Genomic DNA, 14,970 nt, shown 5'->3' with positions numbered 1-14,970 from the left:
GTCTTCAGCGTGCTGCTGCAGCGCAGCCGCACGAATTGCGGTGGGTGAACGTAGTCGGTACCGAAATGGACCTCGGCGCGTCGTCACGGCCTTCGATTCGACCGATCAACAGGTCGGCGGCGGTTCTGCCGATGGTCTGCACGTCCTGCGCGGCGGCCGTCAGGCGCGGCTCGAACAGATCGGACCACTCGAAATCGTCGTAGCACACGAACGCCAGGTCGTCGGGGATCGACAAACCAAGCGCGCGAACCGCTTTGAGGGAACCGATGGTCATCGAGTTGTTCATCGACACCAATGCCGAAGGCCGGTCCGCGCCCGTCAGCAGTCGACGTACCTCCGTCTCGGCCACCTCGACGTTGGACCTTCCCTCGAGGATCAACCGAGGGTCGAGTTCGATTCCCCGGTCGGCGAGCGCCCTGGCATAACCTGCGAAACGCTCTGTGGTGGACGAGATTCCCTCGATGCCGCGGACGATCGCAATTCGCTCGTGACCGGCGTCGAGCAGATGGGCCGTCAGCTCGTACGCGGATTGCTCGTTCTCCGGGCCCACCTGATCGCACGGAATATCCAGCATACGGTCGATCAGCACGAGAGGTGTTCCGCTGCGCATGATCTCGGGAATCGTCGACTCCTCCGAGCCGGCCGCAGGCGCAAGGATCATGCCGTCGACCTGACGGTCCAGCAGAGAATCGGTGACGCGCCGCTCCGACGTCGGCTCGTCGTGCGAGTCACCGAGAATCAACACGTAGCCGGCCTCCGACAACCGCTGCTCGACGGCATAGACGAGGCTGCCGAAGTACGGATTGGTCAGCGCCGCGATCGACAGTCCCACCGTGTGGGTTCGACCGGCCGCGAGAGAACGCGCCACGACGTTACGCCGGTATCCGATCTCGACGATGGCAGCGTCGACGCGTTGCCGGGTCGCCGGGTTGACCTTACGAGTTCCGTTGAGCACGTGCGAGACCGTCGACACCGACACTCCGGCGATCCGAGCGACGTCGTCCATGGTGGGCATGTCAGTCGTCTCCGTGGGTATCGGACGCCGGCGGTCTCATGTCAATCGCAGGATTCGATCGGCGCGCTGGGCGGTCGACCCGATGAGCTCGGCGTTGCGTTCATCCGAACCCAATGCCCAGAACTGCGCTTCCTCGGGTGATTTCCCGTACGCCTCGTGCCGCGCGACGAGACGCTCGTGCCGAACGGCCGTGTGCGGAGCCAGGAACCACACCTCGTCGATCATCTCCCGTGCAGCAGGCCATGCGTCGGATTGCATCAGCAGGTAGTTGCCCTCGGTGATCACCAGCGGAACGTCCGACGGGACCGGTACGGCGGACCCGATCGATTCCTCGATCTCTCGCCTGAACTTCGGTGCGTACACCAGCGGATCGCCGGGGCGTTGATCGTGAATCGCGGCGACGAGACGCGCATAGCCGCCGTCGTCGAAGGTATCGTGTGCGCCCTTGCGATCGAGCCGGCCCAGTTCGATCAACACCTCGTTGGCCAGGTGGAATCCGTCCATCGGAACCAGCACCGAAAGCTCGGGGCCCAGTGCATCCACCAACTGCTGTGCCACGGTCGACTTTCCGGCACCCGGTGCACCGGTCAGGCCGAGTATGTGCCGCTCTCCCGGCACGGCGAGCCGCCCGGCCAGCTCCACGAGTTCGTCGAGGGATGCTTCCTGCACCTGTCGGTCATTGCTCACTGTTGTCGCTTTCGAGTACGTGGGTGGGAAGTTCGCGTAGCCACGCTCTGGGGCCGATGACCGAACAGCGCAGCGCCGCAACGCGAGCCGACCGTCGGATACGCTCCTGCACGGAGCCGGACTGCGTCGAGTAGTACGCGTACGCACCGTGGAAGACGTCGCCGGCTCCCAGTGTATCGACCACGGTGACCGCCTCGACGGCCACGGAGCCGGAGTTGCCCTCGGACCAGAATTCGACGGGCTCTCCGCCGTGGGTGGTGACAACCGTGCGTACGCCCGAGCGCACCAACGTCGCCGCGGTGGCAGCTGTGTCCGACGCTCCGGGCGTGCGAAAGTCCGCTGAGCACACCATGTCCGTGACGAACGGAATCAGCTCGCTCATCACGGGTTTCCAGCGTCCGGCGTCGACGACCGACGTGGTATCCCGCGCCGCCGCATGTTCCACGGCGGCGCGGGCGATCAGGGGGTGGTGGCCGTCGACGAGTACGACGTCGGCACCGGCGAGCACGGCATCGAGATCGTTCGGCGGCGCGGCGTCGGAGTGCACGGCGTCGGCCGAGACGACCGACCGGTCTCCCGTCGACTCGATCACTGTCACGGCCGACACTGGTACAGCTCTCACGGTGCCCGCGATCGAGTCGATCACGCGCACATCGCATTCCGCAAGTTCTGCCTTGATCAAGACAGCCACCGGATCGTCCCCGAGCGCAGTGACGAGAACGGCCGTACCACCCAGTGCGGCGAACGTGACGGCGGCGTTGGCGGCAGGACCGCCGGCCGCAACGAACTGCGCGTTCGACGTGATCTTCTGGTTCGACGCCGGCGGCGACGACACTCGATGAATCACATCGAGTGTCGCCAGCCCGACGAAAACGCCGACCGGGCGAGACGCATCAGAGGCCGGCGCGTTCCTCATCGGTCGGCTCCTCCGCGCCGGTCATGAGCGCGACGACCTCGGACATGGTGCGCTTCTTCGGATCCACGACGCCTGCGCGTTTGCCTAGGCGGTGGATGTGGATGCGGTCGGCGACCTCGAACACGTGCGGCATGTCGTGGCTGATGAGCACCACGGGTATCCCACGGTCGCGAATCGTTCGGATCAGGTCGATCACCATGCCCGATTCCCGCACGCCCAGAGCTGCGGTCGGCTCGTCCATGATGATCACACCGCGGCCGAATGCCGCTGCTCGAGCCACTGCGACGCCCTGACGCTGCCCACCGGACAACGTCTCGACGGCCTGGTTGACCGACTTGATCCCGATCTTGAGGTCCTGCAGATGCTTCGACGACTCGTCGCGCATTCTCGGCATGTCCAATCGCCGAAAGATGCTGCCGCTGATGCCTTTGCGCTTGATCTCGCGTCCGAGGTAGACATTCGATGCGATGTCGAGCGCAGGAATGACGGCCAGGTCCTGATAGACCGTCTCGATCCCGGCCGCCCGGGCGTCGCGGGTGTTCTTGAACGACACCGGCGAGCCGTTCATCAGGATCTCACCCGAGTCCGGTATGACTGCACCGGCCAAAGCCTTGATGAGACTGGACTTTCCGGCACCGTTGTCGCCGATCACTGCCAGTACCTCACCGGCCCGCAGCTCGAAATCCGCACCGTTGATGGCCGTCACGCTGCCGTAGGTCTTGACCAGACCACGTGCTTCCAGAGCGAGGGGGGCAGTCACTGTGACCTCCTGCGTGCGAATTGATCGACGGCCACCGCGACGATGACGAGAATGCCGGTCGCGACGTTCTGGTACAGGCTGTCGACGCCGGCCTGGGTGAGCCCGTTGCGCAGCACCCCGACGATCAGGGTTCCGATGAGAGTTCCGATGACGGTGCCGCGGCCACCGAACAGGCTGGTTCCACCGATGACGACCGCGGTGATCGTTTCGAGGTTGGCGTTCTGATAGGCGTTCGGGTCGGCATTGGGGATTCGTCCGAGCGCTGCCCATGCCGCGATCGCGGCGATGACACCGGTGACGATGTAGACCGAGAACAGCACGCGACCGGACTTGATGCCGGAGCGGTCCGAGGCCTGCGGGCTACCGCCCACCGCGTATATGTGCCTGCCCCAGGATGTTTGGGACAATGCGTACCACATCACGGCGTACACGAGCAGCATCACCACCACGCCGTAGGTGGTGGAAAAACTGCCGATTTTGAACGAGGTACCCAGCAGCGTCAGCGGTCCGCTCGGAACCTGGTAGGTCTCGGAGCCGGCCAGCAACCTGGTGGCTGCCTGGATCGCGGTGAACGTGCCGAGTGTGACGATGAACGGTGGCAGTCGCAGCATCGTCACCAAACCGCCGTTGATCGCGCCGAACGCCACGCACACGGCCAGTGTCGAGCCGAGCGCCACCACCGGGCCGTTGGCACCAGCGGTCTGCGCCATGACGATGGTGCCCATCACGGCCACCGCGCCGATCGACAGATCGATACCGGAGGTGAGGATGATGAGCGTCTGGCCGACGGCCAGAATGCCGACCACCACGGACTGCTGCAGAATCAGAGAAACGTTCTGCGGGTTGAGAAACGAGCTCGAAATCGAGCTGAACACGATGATGGCGATGACGAGCGCGGCCATGGGCCCGAGCAGCGGTTCACGCAGGATGGTTCCCACGTTGAACCGGCTCGGAGCCTTGGGAGGCGCGGCGGTATCGGTGCTCACGAATCAGTTCCTGGTCCTCGACGGATTTCTGCGATCAGCCCCAGCAATTCGCTTCGCCCCATGCGGTGTCCTGGGATTCGATTCCGGCAACAGGCTTGTCGGTGACCAGCTGAGAACCGGTGTCGTTGAAGCCACTGGGCTTGGTGCCGTCCTGGGCGAACTTGACCACCGCGTCGACGCCCTGCTCGGCCATCTTCGCCGGGAACTGCAGCACCGTCGCACCGATGATGCCGGACTTGACGTTCGCGATACCGGTGCAGCTACCGTCGATCGAGCCGATGGTGATCTGATCGGCGCGGCCTGCGGACTGAATCGCCTGGTAGGCACCCGCCGCGGCGGGCTCGTTGATCGTGTAGAGCGCATTGACGCCCGGTGCACGCTGCAGCAGGTTCTCCATGGCCGTCTGCGCCTTGGTCTGGTCGCCGTTGGTGTTTTCCTGGCCGACGATCTCGGGAGAGCTGTCGGTCAAGCCCATTCCTTCGAGGAAGCCGTCGTGACGGAACGTGTCGACGGTGCCGCCCGCGGTGCCGTCGAGCATGATGACCTGGGGCGCAGTGGTTCCCAACGTGCCCTTGACCCATTCGCCCTGGCTGACGCCTGCCGCCTTGTTGTCGGTGGCGAACGTCGCGTCCACCGCGTCCTCGGGATCGGTGGCCGTGTCGAGGGCGATGACGACGACGCCTGCGTCGCGTGCCTTCTTGATCGCGTCGAGGACTCCGGTGGAGGAGTTCGGGGTGATCAGAATGCCTTTGACACCCTGGCCGACCAGGTTCTCGATCGCCGCGACCTGACCCTCGTTGTCACCGTCGAATGCACCTGCGAGAGCGACCAATTCGGCTCCACTGGAGTCCGCCTTGGCCTGAGCTGCCTCACGAAGCTTCACGAAGTACGGATTGGAATCCGTCTTGGTGATGAGTCCGACCTTGACGCTGTCCGAATCCGAACCACTGCATGCAGTCAGTCCGAGTACGAGGGAACCGGCCATCAACGCGGTTCCGATCGTCAGCGTGGTCTTCCGACGGTGATTGAACATCTGGACTCCCTTGTCCTCGCTACGCAGGTCGCGTCGCTCGATTGCAGGAGCGTACGACCAATACAAGCGCTTGCGCATGCGCTTTCGCGAAATAAATCCGAAAAATGTTCCGACCGGCCGGCGACGTCTCGATTCAGCCCGATCAGCCCCAGTTCCCGCAAACGCGCGCGCGTTTGCCATCCGCGCGCGGAATAGTGCCCGATCGCCCCGCTATTCCGCGCGCATCCAACGAATGCGCGCGCATTTGCGGAGCCGATCAGTCCCCGCCCCGGTCTCCGCCGCCCCGGTCCTCGCAAACGCGCGCGCGTTTGCCATCCGCGCGCGGAATAGTGCCCAATCGCCCCGCTATTCCGCGCGCATCCAACGAATGCGCGCGCATTTGCGGAGCCGATCAGTCGCCTCGCGTGCTCGACGAGTCCTCGTCCACCACGGAATTCGGCTCGTCGTACGTGACGGTGATGTCTTGGAATCCCTTGTTACGCTGCGCTTCTGCTTGACCGGTGTAGGAGTTCTTGTCACCCTCGGTGAGTTCGACGTTGTCGGTGAACGGCGTCAGCAGAGCCCGGGGATGCAGGTGGTCGACGCGCACGGCGTTGATCTCGATGCACAGCACGATCAGCACCGACGCGACGTACAGGAAACCGAGCAGACCGAGGACGATGGCGAAGATGCCGTTGCTTGCACTCGCGTTGCCCACGACGTAGCGGATGTAGATGCCGCCGAACGATTGCAGCGCCTGCCAGACGACCGCCGCGATCGCTGCGCCGGGGAGTACGTCGCGCACGCTCAGGTCCCGCGCGGTGCCGATTCGGAAGGCCGCGGTGAAGACGGCGGCGTTGACCACCACCGCTCCGACGAGTGCGAGCGCACCACCGGCGAACCCGAACACGCCCGAGGACGCGACGCCGTTCAGCACCGTCAGTCCGATGATCGCGGTGCCGACAGTGCTGAGCAGCAACAATCCGCGCAGCCGACCCTTGATGGGGTCCGGTTGCTCGTTGCGCGGCACCGACCACGCGGTGTTCATCGCGTACTGCACGGCCAGCGACACTCCGAGTCCGCCGTACAGCGACCCGACGACGCCGATGACGATGGCCGTCGTGCCACCACTGAGGCGATCCGGTTGACCGAGCTGGTCACCGATGACCGGGATCTGACTCATCGCCGAGTCGATGATGCGGGTCTGCAGCTCCGGGTCTCCGGCCAGCACGATTCCCAGCAGCGTGGTGAACAGCAGCAGAAGGGGAAACAGCGACAGGAACGAGTAGTAGGCGATCAATGCCGCGAGGTAGCCGCCCCGGTCGTCCATGAATTTGTAGAGCACCGCCAGCGGGAAACCTGCCGAGGGGTGCCTGCGCTGGAAGTTGTCCACCTTCGCGACCATCATCGGTCGAATGTAGCCAGCGACGAGCCTGCGGAAACGTCGACGCTCCGGCTTTCGGTGTGACCCAGCTCTCACGATCTGGACGTGCGCTTCGTCGGTCGAGTTCCGACCAACCCTTCGAGAACAACCCGAACCGAGAAAGGAACTCGCCATGAGCTTCATCGACAAGGCCAAGAACGCAGCAGAGGACGCCATCGGCAAGGCGAAGGAAGTTGTCGGCGACGCTACCGACAACAAGGACCTCGAGGCCGAGGGCAAGAAGGATCAGGGTTCGGCCGGCGTCAAGAAGGTCGGCGAGAACATCAAGGACACCTTCAAGTAACCAGGAGCCCCGGAAGGGTCGTCGATCGAATGATCGGCGGCCCTTCGTGCATCCCGCGATGATGCGCCGCGATACTCACCGGACCACCGCATCGCGAACCGTATAAAATCCATTGATCCGGCCTCGAGGTCGGGACAGGGCGTCCAGAAGCAGGCGCACGATCGAGGATCTCGCCGACGCGACGACGTCGACGGTCCACCGCGCGAGAGGATCGTGTGAATGACTGATTCACCGGCCGAGCAAGACACGTCTCGAACGTCCGAAGCACTGTCGCTCGCGCAGTTCGCTCGATCGCTGCGCGACACTCATCGGTCGATGCCGCAGACGTTGAGTGAGATTCTCCGAATGGCGATTCGGCTCATTCCGGGCGCAACCACCGGATGCATCACCACGGTGAACAAGGGTGAGCGCACAGTCGTCGCATCGACGGACCCGATCGCCGAGAAGCTGTGTCGGTTGCAGTACGAACTCGACGAAGGTCCGATTCCCACCGAGGTCCGTCACCTCGACGTCGTCGTGTCCTACGATCTGGCAACCGAACCGCGATGGCCGCAGTTCGCTGCGATGGCCATCGAGGCCGGTTTCAAGTCGCTCTCGGCCTTTCAGCTCTACAGCAACGCCGATGACCTCGGGGCCCTGGTGTTGTACAGCGACGTCACCGGAGCGTTCGACGCCGATGCGGTAGCGATCGGGGAGGCCTTGTCTGCGCATGCTGCCATCGCAATGCTCAGTGCCCGCGACACCGAGCAATTCCGGACCGGCTTGGCCAGCCGGGACATCATCGGCCAGGCAAAAGGCATGATCATGGAACGCTACGACCTCGACGCGGTACAGGCGTTCGACCTACTGGCGAAACTATCGCAGCAACAGAATCTGCCGCTGCACACCGTTGCCCGCAACCTGGTCGACGCCGACCACCCGACGAACTCGACGTTCTGACCCTTCCGCGGTCACAGCCCTGGCTCCGGCTGGCAGTGCGGACACCACCATGTTCGACGTCGATCGGGGTCGTTCGGCACTTCGGCCTCGACACGAATGACGGTCGCGCACCGCAGACACGGTTTACCGGCCCGACCGGCAACCCAGTGAGTCCGGCCGCGACGAGTGTCGCCGGTGGTGACCTGCATGGCCCCGGGGGTGCTCGCCGAATGCCGCATCGCCCGCTCGAGCAGAGTCACCAATTTCTCCGCGTCGACGCCTGCCGACGGAGCCCAGGGCCACAGTCCACGCAGAAAACACAGCTCGTTCGCCCATAGATTTCCGGGCCCCGCGATGACCCGCTGATCCAGGAGGGTCGAGACGATCGGCCGAGAACCCTGCGCGAGGATGTTCGATGCCGCACGATCGGTGTCGAACTCGGCATGCAATGGGTCCGGTCCCAGATGCGCGACCAGCGCATTCATCGAGGCCGTGTACCCGTAGTCGACGACCGGCAACAGGATTCCGTATGCGGTCGGCCCGTCCACCGCGGCCAGCCGCACGCGGACGTCGGGCTGCACCCGCCGCGGTATCGAGCGGCCGGCTCGCACCACCGTCCACGATCCCGTCATGCGGAGGTGGGTGTGCAGCGTGGTGTCGTCGTCGAAATCGGTGAACAGATGCTTGCCGTGCGTCCGGTGCGCGACGACGGTTCGCCCGGCGAGATTCTCGACGGCGTGTGCGGGCACGTTCAGTCGCCCCGCCCGTAGGGTGACGCCGTCCAGCACTCGCCGCAATCGTGCGGCGAGCGCATGGACGGTGTCACCTTCGGGCATGGTCTCCGAGTATCCCGAGGGCGGCAGAAACAATCGGACCGACCGGCGAGAGCGCGTCGTCCTCCTCGCGTCAGTGCGCGGGCCGCCTGACGTATCCGACCATGAAGTCGACCGCCAGGAAGGCGACCAGGCTGAGCCCCAACAAGGGCAGGAACCAGCCGACGGCCACGGCAGCCGTGGCGAGGAGCACCGCAGAGATCGGCGAGATGCGGCGCAGTCCCCCACGCAGAGGCGGCCGGCCTGCGGTGAGTCCAACGCTCTTCGTGGGTCGACGCTTCCACCACATCATGTAACCGCGCACGATGACCGATGCCAAGGCGAGCGAAAGCACAACCAGGGCAAGCTGATTGGCGACACCGAACAGCGTGCCCATGTGCAACTGAATTCCCCAGGCCGCCAGCTTGGCTGCCACCGGCCAGTCGGCGAAGTACTGGGTGTCGATCACCGCGCCGGTGCTGCCGTCGATCGAGATCGAGTTGTTCGACATCACCCAGGGCTGACGGGTTTCGGCGACGACGAACGCCACGTCGTCCGACGCCGGGATCGACGCCTCCACCGCTCCGTCGATGCCGTTCGCTGCGGCAGTATCGATCACCGAATCGATGCGGCCGATATTGCTGTCTGTCGCCGACGCATCGGCCGACATGTCCATGGAATGCCCACCGTGGCCCGAGTGATCCCCCGAGTGATCCCCCATGGTCGCCGCGTCGGAGGAACCGATGGTCGTGGCGACGGCAGGGGTCGTCCAGCTCAATGCCGCACGGAGGTCGGTGACGTTCGCGCCCGCGTAGGTGGACCACGTGAGTCCGGTGGCGGAGAGGAAGATCAGACCTACAGCGATCCAGACACCGGCTACGCCATGCCAGTTCAAGGATCGGTTGCGGCCCTTCGATTCACGATCGAAGGTGAGCAGTGTCGCCCGGTCTCGGTTGCGTCGGTAGCGATCGATCCACAGGTACAGGCCGCCGAGCGCGATCACCCACAACCAGGATGCGGCCAGTTCGCTGTAGATCCGGCCCGGTTCACCGAGGTGCAGGTGTCGGTGCAATTCCGAGATCCACGTTCTGACCGGCAAGGCGCTCGAGGAGCCGTAGACGGCAAGTTCACCCACCGGTGACGCCGTGGCGGGATCGACGAAAACGGCCAGTCGTCGCGATTCGCCGAGGGTCGGGTCGGTGAACAGCACTCGGGTGGTGTCGCCGACTTCGGCGGCGGGTCGCACGGCCGACACGGTCAGATCCGGCCTCTCGGCCTGAGCGGCTCGGATCTGTTGAGCGACCGGGACAGCCGGTCCGGTGGAGTCGACGTGCAGATAGTCGCGGTAGACGAGTTGCTCGATGGTCGGGGCGACGGCGTAGAGGCCGCCGCTGACGGTGGCGATCAGGATGAACGGTGCGATGAGTATGCCCGCGTAGAAGTGCAGACGAAGAATCAGCGGACGCCAGCTGCGAGGGCCGGCCGGACGGGTGGGCGGGGAAGGATCGGCGACGCGTTCCTTTTCCGGTGTGGACATGAGAGCTCGTTTCGTGAGGGCAGGGGTGGGCGCGCGCCGTGGGCACGGGTCGACTCGATGTCGAGCGAATCGTGCTGTGCGCGTGAAGAAATTGCCGCAGCTCTGCTCGCCCCCGCGGTGCAGGAGCGGTCGCGGTGGGAGGCTGCGGTCAGTACGACGCGGCAGGCGGTCCGCGGTTCCCGGAGCCCGAGAGATCGAGGAGCCGGTGGACGCCGGGTGTCCGGTACAGCGGAAGCGGGGCGGAACTCGGCGAATCGTCGACGACGACAATGGCCAGGATCGGGAGTATTCGACGAACAACGGTGGCTGCGTGCGAGATCCCACGCTCGGCCCCGTGCACGATCACCGCGCCGACGACGATCGCGATCGCGTGGGCCGCAAGCATCTGCTGCGTCAGCACCGAACCGTGGTGATCGCCGTCGACGATCGTCAGCAGCACGTGTCCGATCGTCTGCGCAGCGGCCAGCGTCGCCATCAGCTGCAGGCGAGGCGCGATGACGATCGGCACTGCGCCTGCGGCGTAACCGAGTCCCGCGCACACCAGTGCCAACAGGACGATCGCGGCGTCGGAGGGAAACATACCGCCGCCGAATGCGTGCGCGGTGGCGGTGATCGTTGCCGTCAGAGCGCCGACGGCACACCCGCGCAGGGCTGCGGATCCGTCCGGGGTCGCGGGCACGAACAGCAGACTACTACCCGTTTCGGCAGAGGCAGTGGCGTCTCGCTTCTGTCGCATGGCTTGTGCGCGAAAACCGATCCAGCGGTCTTTTTCAGGTCCGTTATGGTGATCGCGAGTATCACGCCACGTTCAGAGAGGATTGCCGTGCCGGACAGTTCGGATGTGGCTCAGGCCCGTGTGTTCGCCCACATGCTCGCGGCCGAAATTGCGTCGACATCGAGCCGAATCGAGGTCTCCGAGAACTACGCCCACAAGGCCTTCCGGGTGGGCGACCCCCGCAGCGCGAAGTGGCACACCGACGAGGCCCGCGCTCAGAAGCAGGCGCTGTACGAATTGCACCGCCAACTGGACGCACTGCACAGCCGCTTCCAGATCTCGAATGGTGAACCCGAACCCGTGTGCTGACGTCGGCTCGGTGTGTGAGGGCGCCTGGTCCGGGGTACCGCGACAAGATGGTTTTCGACAAGACAGACAACGGCTCGGGGGCCGAAAGCGAAGGACAACGAACGATCACGATCGGGTTGGTGGCCGACGAGGGATTCGCGTCGACGATAGCGGCCGCCATCGAACAGGAACTTCCGCCCACCATCACGATCGACGGAACCGATGCCAGACTGGACACGGCCCGGCCCGCAGTCACGCTGCCTCCCACCGAGGCAGGTTCTGCGCCGTTGGGTCAGTGGCTGGAGGCCATTCAGGCCACCAACACATTCGACCTGGTGCTCTGCATCTCCGAGGTTCCGCGACGCGTCGGGGCCAGCCCCGTCGTCGCCGAATTGCGTGACGGTTCGACCGGTGCTTTGTACGTACCCTCGTTCGGCACCATAGGAGTACGGCGTCGCGCTGTGGCGGTGGCCATCGCCATCGTGCACGATCTCCTCCGCAGCGATACTGCCTCGCGGCCACACCTGCGACGGTCGATGTCCAAGTGGGCTCCGGGCCCCGACCCCGACGGTGGCGGAGAGCGAATCCTGCTCACTCCCGGCATGTTCGGCCGAACACGCATGATCATGGGCATGATTCGCTGCAATCGGCCGTGGCGTCTCGTCCCCGCACTGTCGAGCGTGCTCGCGGCCGCGAGCGCCGCGTCGGCGTTCGGTGTGTTCTACGCGAGCATCTGGCAGATGGCGGCCTCGATGACACCTGCCCGGCTCACACTGATCGGCGTCGCCGCCATCGTGGCCATCACGGTGTGGCTGATCTTTCCGCACGGCCTCTGGGAGCACCGACGGTTCCGCTCCTCGACCACCGATCGCTGGATATACAACTCTGCCACTCTCGGCACCGTCGTGGCCGGCGTGCTGTGTATGTATGCCGTTCTGTTCGCGGTCGTGTTGCTCTCTGCTGCCGTGGTGATCTCGCCCGAGTTTCTCACCGCTCAGATCGGGCGAGAAGCAAACACGGCGGACTACCTGTCACTGGCCTGGTTGGCGGCGTCGTTGGGCACGGTCGCCGGAGCAGTGGGCTCGTCGGTGTCCGATCGCAGCGACATCCTCAACGCGACGTACGGCCACCGAGAGATGCTCCGGCGCCAGCACAGCGCAGAACGGTCTCGCACCGACGACGCCGGTGCGGCTCAGCCCGTGGCTCCGTCCCAGGCACGATGACCGAGCGTCGCGACCGCTGCGGTCAGAGCCGCACCGAGCAGCACTGGTATCGCAATGTCCACGCGAAGTAGCAGCGCTCCGATGACGGCCCCCACGAACAGCACCAGGATCGCCCAGAGCCGCCGGTTGAACAGCCGACCGGGGCCCTGGCCGACGAACGACTCGCCGGCGAGCGAGGTGATGGTCGACGTGACGACGACGGTCGTCATGTCCTTGACCGCGAGGAAGCGCGCCGCGAGCGCCTGAGCCCCCATGTCGACTGCGATGACACTGGCGATCGCGATACCGAGCGGCGAGTTGCCCTGCACGTCGACCACCAGCAGCGTGACGCCTGCTGCGAGAAGTGCCAGCGTTCCCACTGCGAAGATCGCGGTGACCCGGATGTTCCATCCCGGCGCAGCCGAGCGAAGCGTCACCCCGGCCAGCGCGGCACCGAGCACGAAGGCGAACAGCGCTACCAACGGGCCGACGATCGGCAGTCCGTCCTCACCTGCCACCCCCATACCGAGGATGACGATGTTGCCGGTCATGTTTCCGGTGAAGATGCGGTCCAGTCCGAGGTAGCCGACGGCATCGAGCATGCCGGTCACCATCGTCAGCACCATCATCGACCACAATCGGAGGTGACCGTTCACGGCCTTGTCGATGCGTTGCCCCACGCTGGGGCTTTCGGAATGTTCTGCGGCCGATACCGACTCGTCGACACTCATGCGGTCACCCACACGCCGCCGTCACTGCGCGGGTCCGCGCCGGCACCGAGCGTTCCGTCGGCTGAAACCCTGGCCACCATGGAATGACCTGCGTTACTGTCCAATTCGGTGCCATGCTTGACGGTGAACACCGTCTGCGAGATCTGTTCGACGGCGGAGTCCTCCAACGTCGGCTCGACCAGTACCGAACCGTTGGGTGTGCCGGCTTCCAATCCGCCGACGATGAATCGGGGCGCGGAGACGGTCTGCTGCGGATCGAAGCCACGCAGCGCCCGCAGGATCAACTGGGTGTGAATCTGCGACTGCGCTTTGCCTCCCATGGTCGAGTGGGCGGACACCGCTCCGTCCGCCCAGTCCACGATCACCGGAACGAGCGTGTGCGCGGGCCGCTTTCCGGACTCGACGCGATTGGGCGACGCGGCATCGAGCGTGAAGAACGCAGCTCGGTTGTGCAGCACAAGTCCGGTGTCGGGCTCGAGAATCTGCGCTCCGAACGAGTGAAAGACGGACTGAATCAACGACACTGCTGTGCCGTCCTTCGCTACGACGGCGATTCCGACGGTGTCACCGCCCGGACGCGGAGACGCGGTCGATGTCTGACGTTCGGCTCCTGCCACCCGGGCTGCCGCCGCCTCGTGAATTGCCGCGAAGCCGGCCGGGGTCAGCTGATCGTGGATATCCACAGTGGCACAGCGTGGGTCGGCGAGGTAGGTATCACGATGCTCGTCGGAGTCGTAGAAGATCTCGGCCAATACCCCGGCGTCGACATCGCCCGCAGACGCGCTCCCGGACAAGGCGGCACCGAGAGATCGAATCAGTGTGTAGCCCTGCGAATTCGGTGGTGCCGTGGCCACCGAGAATCCGTCGAATTCGCGCACCAGAGGTTCTTCGACGATCGGACGATGACGTTCGAGATCCTCTCTCGATACCGGCACGTCGAGTTTCTTCAGTCCGGCGGCGAATCGGTCGGCGGTGTGCCCGCGATAGAACGAATCGAGGCCATCGGTCGCCAGGTCCGTCAGGGTTCGGGCCAACTCGGGCTGCACGACGAGGTGCCCGACGGGGATCGGCTGACCATCGACGAAGAACTTCGCGCGCAAGCCTGGATCGGTGATCAGTGCGTCACGGTCGAGCTCGATCATCTCGACGAGTCCGGGGCTGGCCGGAAACCCCTCTGTGGCAAGCGAAATTGCTGGTGCCAGTACGTTGCGTAACGGCAGCGAGCCACCGGCGTCGAGCAGAGCCGCCCACCCGGACACTGCACCCGGAACGGACACCGTCAGCGGACCGTTGATCGGCATCGTCTCGATCGTCTCGAACAGCTGATCCACGGATGCGGCCGAACCGTATGCTCCCGATGCGTTGATACAGGCGGTGCTGCCGTCGCTCCTGCGCAGCAACGCGATGACGTCACCGCCCACACTGCACATGTGCGGGTAGACCACGGTGAGGGCCGCAGCTGCAGCGACCGCTGCATCGACGGCGTTACCACCGGCTTCGACGATCGTGCGGGCAGCGTCGACGGCCGCGGTGTGCGGCGCGGCGATTGCCACGCCGGGTGCCGGTTGCGACTGTTCGGGCATGAATATCTCCTCGAGTGCGGC

Annotated in this window: 16 protein-coding genes; 4 read left to right on the top strand and 12 right to left on the bottom strand. The window is 65.1% G+C overall.

The annotated features are described in order from the left end of the window. Positions 1 to 4: 4 nt before the first annotated feature. The 7 genes from CH268_RS01635 to CH268_RS01605 form a co-directional block, all read right to left on the bottom strand. Positions 5 to 1,015: a LacI family DNA-binding transcriptional regulator gene (locus CH268_RS01635; protein ID WP_094662149.1), complete on the bottom strand. Its 1,011-nt coding sequence runs from the start codon at positions 1,013 to 1,015 to the stop codon at positions 5 to 7. 36 nt (positions 1,016 to 1,051) lie between these two features. Beyond that, positions 1,052 to 1,702 carry a nucleoside/nucleotide kinase family protein gene (locus CH268_RS01630; RefSeq protein WP_032366808.1) on the bottom strand — a complete coding sequence of 217 codons (651 nt, stop codon included), beginning with the start codon at positions 1,700 to 1,702 and terminating at the stop codon, positions 1,052 to 1,054. Further along, positions 1,692 to 2,618 (bottom strand): PfkB family carbohydrate kinase, encoded by a 927-nt coding sequence (locus CH268_RS01625; RefSeq protein WP_094662147.1) that lies wholly within the window; start codon positions 2,616 to 2,618, stop codon positions 1,692 to 1,694. Before CH268_RS01625 ends, CH268_RS01630 begins: the two co-directional genes overlap by 11 nt. Then, complete coding sequence (locus CH268_RS01620; RefSeq protein ID WP_441344384.1) at positions 2,596 to 3,324, bottom strand: ATP-binding cassette domain-containing protein; 729 nt, start codon at positions 3,322 to 3,324, stop codon at positions 2,596 to 2,598. Before CH268_RS01620 ends, CH268_RS01625 begins: the two co-directional genes overlap by 23 nt. 50 nt (positions 3,325 to 3,374) lie before the next feature. Further along, a complete protein-coding gene (locus tag CH268_RS01615) occupies positions 3,375 to 4,364 on the bottom strand; it encodes an ABC transporter permease (RefSeq protein WP_027495728.1) in 990 nt (329 codons plus the stop codon). A 34-nt stretch (positions 4,365 to 4,398) separates the two neighbouring features. Beyond that, entirely contained in the window at positions 4,399 to 5,397 is a 999-nt protein-coding gene (locus CH268_RS01610; RefSeq protein ID WP_027495727.1) for a substrate-binding domain-containing protein, read from the bottom strand. Between the two features lie 391 nt (positions 5,398 to 5,788). Continuing rightward, positions 5,789 to 6,781, bottom strand: coding sequence for a YihY/virulence factor BrkB family protein (locus tag CH268_RS01605; RefSeq protein ID WP_027495725.1), 993 nt, complete (start codon positions 6,779 to 6,781; stop codon positions 5,789 to 5,791). Positions 6,782 to 6,932: 151 nt separating this feature from the next. On the opposite strand from CH268_RS01605, the gene CH268_RS01600 reads away from it, so the two are divergent. Beyond that, positions 6,933 to 7,103 (top strand): CsbD family protein, encoded by a 171-nt coding sequence (locus tag CH268_RS01600; RefSeq protein WP_008718579.1) that lies wholly within the window; start codon positions 6,933 to 6,935, stop codon positions 7,101 to 7,103. A 219-nt stretch (positions 7,104 to 7,322) separates the two neighbouring features. Beyond that, positions 7,323 to 8,042 (top strand): GAF and ANTAR domain-containing protein, encoded by a 720-nt coding sequence (locus tag CH268_RS01595; RefSeq protein ID WP_032366809.1) that lies wholly within the window; start codon positions 7,323 to 7,325, stop codon positions 8,040 to 8,042. An 11-nt stretch (positions 8,043 to 8,053) separates the two neighbouring features. Here CH268_RS01595 and CH268_RS01590 read toward each other — a convergent pair whose 3' ends face one another. From CH268_RS01590 to CH268_RS01580, 3 genes are all read right to left on the bottom strand, one after another. After that, positions 8,054 to 8,857 (bottom strand): DNA-formamidopyrimidine glycosylase family protein, encoded by an 804-nt coding sequence (locus CH268_RS01590; RefSeq protein WP_094662145.1) that lies wholly within the window; start codon positions 8,855 to 8,857, stop codon positions 8,054 to 8,056. Between the two features lie 70 nt (positions 8,858 to 8,927). Next, a complete protein-coding gene (locus tag CH268_RS01585; RefSeq protein ID WP_094662143.1) occupies positions 8,928 to 10,370 on the bottom strand; it encodes a PepSY-associated TM helix domain-containing protein in 1,443 nt (480 codons plus the stop codon). Positions 10,371 to 10,518: 148 nt separating this feature from the next. Further along, a complete protein-coding gene (locus CH268_RS01580) occupies positions 10,519 to 11,049 on the bottom strand; it encodes a hypothetical protein (protein ID WP_141215072.1) in 531 nt (176 codons plus the stop codon). Positions 11,050 to 11,211: 162 nt separating this feature from the next. On the opposite strand from CH268_RS01580, the gene CH268_RS01575 reads away from it, so the two are divergent. Both CH268_RS01575 and CH268_RS01570 read left to right on the top strand, forming a co-directional pair. Beyond that, a complete protein-coding gene (locus CH268_RS01575) occupies positions 11,212 to 11,454 on the top strand; it encodes a hypothetical protein (protein ID WP_141215071.1) in 243 nt (80 codons plus the stop codon). 47 nt (positions 11,455 to 11,501) lie between these two features. Further along, positions 11,502 to 12,656 carry a hypothetical protein gene (locus tag CH268_RS01570; RefSeq protein WP_176457816.1) on the top strand — a complete coding sequence of 385 codons (1,155 nt, stop codon included), beginning with the start codon at positions 11,502 to 11,504 and terminating at the stop codon, positions 12,654 to 12,656. On the opposite strand, the gene CH268_RS01565 is transcribed toward CH268_RS01570, so the two are convergent. Together CH268_RS01565 and CH268_RS01560 are read right to left on the bottom strand one after the other, a co-directional pair. Then, on the bottom strand, positions 12,626 to 13,366 hold the full coding sequence (locus CH268_RS01565; protein WP_255182264.1) for a YoaK family protein: 741 nt from the start codon (positions 13,364 to 13,366) through the stop codon (positions 12,626 to 12,628). The two genes, CH268_RS01570 and CH268_RS01565, sit on opposite strands and share 31 nt — an antisense overlap. After that, positions 13,363 to 14,949: a gamma-glutamyltransferase family protein gene (locus tag CH268_RS01560; protein ID WP_094662137.1), complete on the bottom strand. Its 1,587-nt coding sequence runs from the start codon at positions 14,947 to 14,949 to the stop codon at positions 13,363 to 13,365. The genes CH268_RS01565 and CH268_RS01560 overlap by 4 nt, the downstream gene beginning before the upstream one ends. Positions 14,950 to 14,970: the final 21 nt, after the last annotated feature.

Origin of the sequence: Rhodococcus sp. 06-1460-1B (genome assembly GCF_002258475.1) — a bacterium.
Classification (GTDB): Bacteria; Actinomycetota; Actinomycetes; order Mycobacteriales; family Mycobacteriaceae; genus Rhodococcoides; species Rhodococcoides fascians.
The sequence above is the reverse complement of the archived record's forward strand: the minus strand, read 5'-3'. Positions and strand labels throughout refer to the sequence as shown.

Bases quoted from the DNA above. Each gene is read 5' to 3' on its own strand.
- CH268_RS01635 (WP_094662149.1), bottom strand. From the start codon at position 1,015: ATGCCCACCATGGACGACGTCGCTCGGATCGCCGGAGTGTCGGTGTCG.
- CH268_RS01625 (WP_094662147.1), bottom strand. From the start codon at position 2,618: ATGAGGAACGCGCCGGCCTCTGATGCGTCTCGCCCGGTCGGCGTTTTC.
- CH268_RS01610 (WP_027495727.1), bottom strand. From the start codon at position 5,397: ATGTTCAATCACCGTCGGAAGACCACGCTGACGATCGGAACCGCGTTG.
- CH268_RS01605 (WP_027495725.1), bottom strand. From the start codon at position 6,781: ATGGTCGCGAAGGTGGACAACTTCCAGCGCAGGCACCCCTCGGCAGGT.
- CH268_RS01600 (WP_008718579.1), top strand. From the start codon at position 6,933: ATGAGCTTCATCGACAAGGCCAAGAACGCAGCAGAGGACGCCATCGGC.
- CH268_RS01595 (WP_032366809.1), top strand. From the start codon at position 7,323: ATGACTGATTCACCGGCCGAGCAAGACACGTCTCGAACGTCCGAAGCA.
- CH268_RS01590 (WP_094662145.1), bottom strand. From the start codon at position 8,857: ATGCCCGAAGGTGACACCGTCCATGCGCTCGCCGCACGATTGCGGCGA.
- CH268_RS01585 (WP_094662143.1), bottom strand. From the start codon at position 10,370: ATGTCCACACCGGAAAAGGAACGCGTCGCCGATCCTTCCCCGCCCACC.
- CH268_RS01570 (WP_176457816.1), top strand. From the start codon at position 11,502: ATGGTTTTCGACAAGACAGACAACGGCTCGGGGGCCGAAAGCGAAGGA.
- CH268_RS01565 (WP_255182264.1), bottom strand. From the start codon at position 13,366: ATGAGTGTCGACGAGTCGGTATCGGCCGCAGAACATTCCGAAAGCCCC.
- CH268_RS01560 (WP_094662137.1), bottom strand. From the start codon at position 14,949: ATGCCCGAACAGTCGCAACCGGCACCCGGCGTGGCAATCGCCGCGCCG.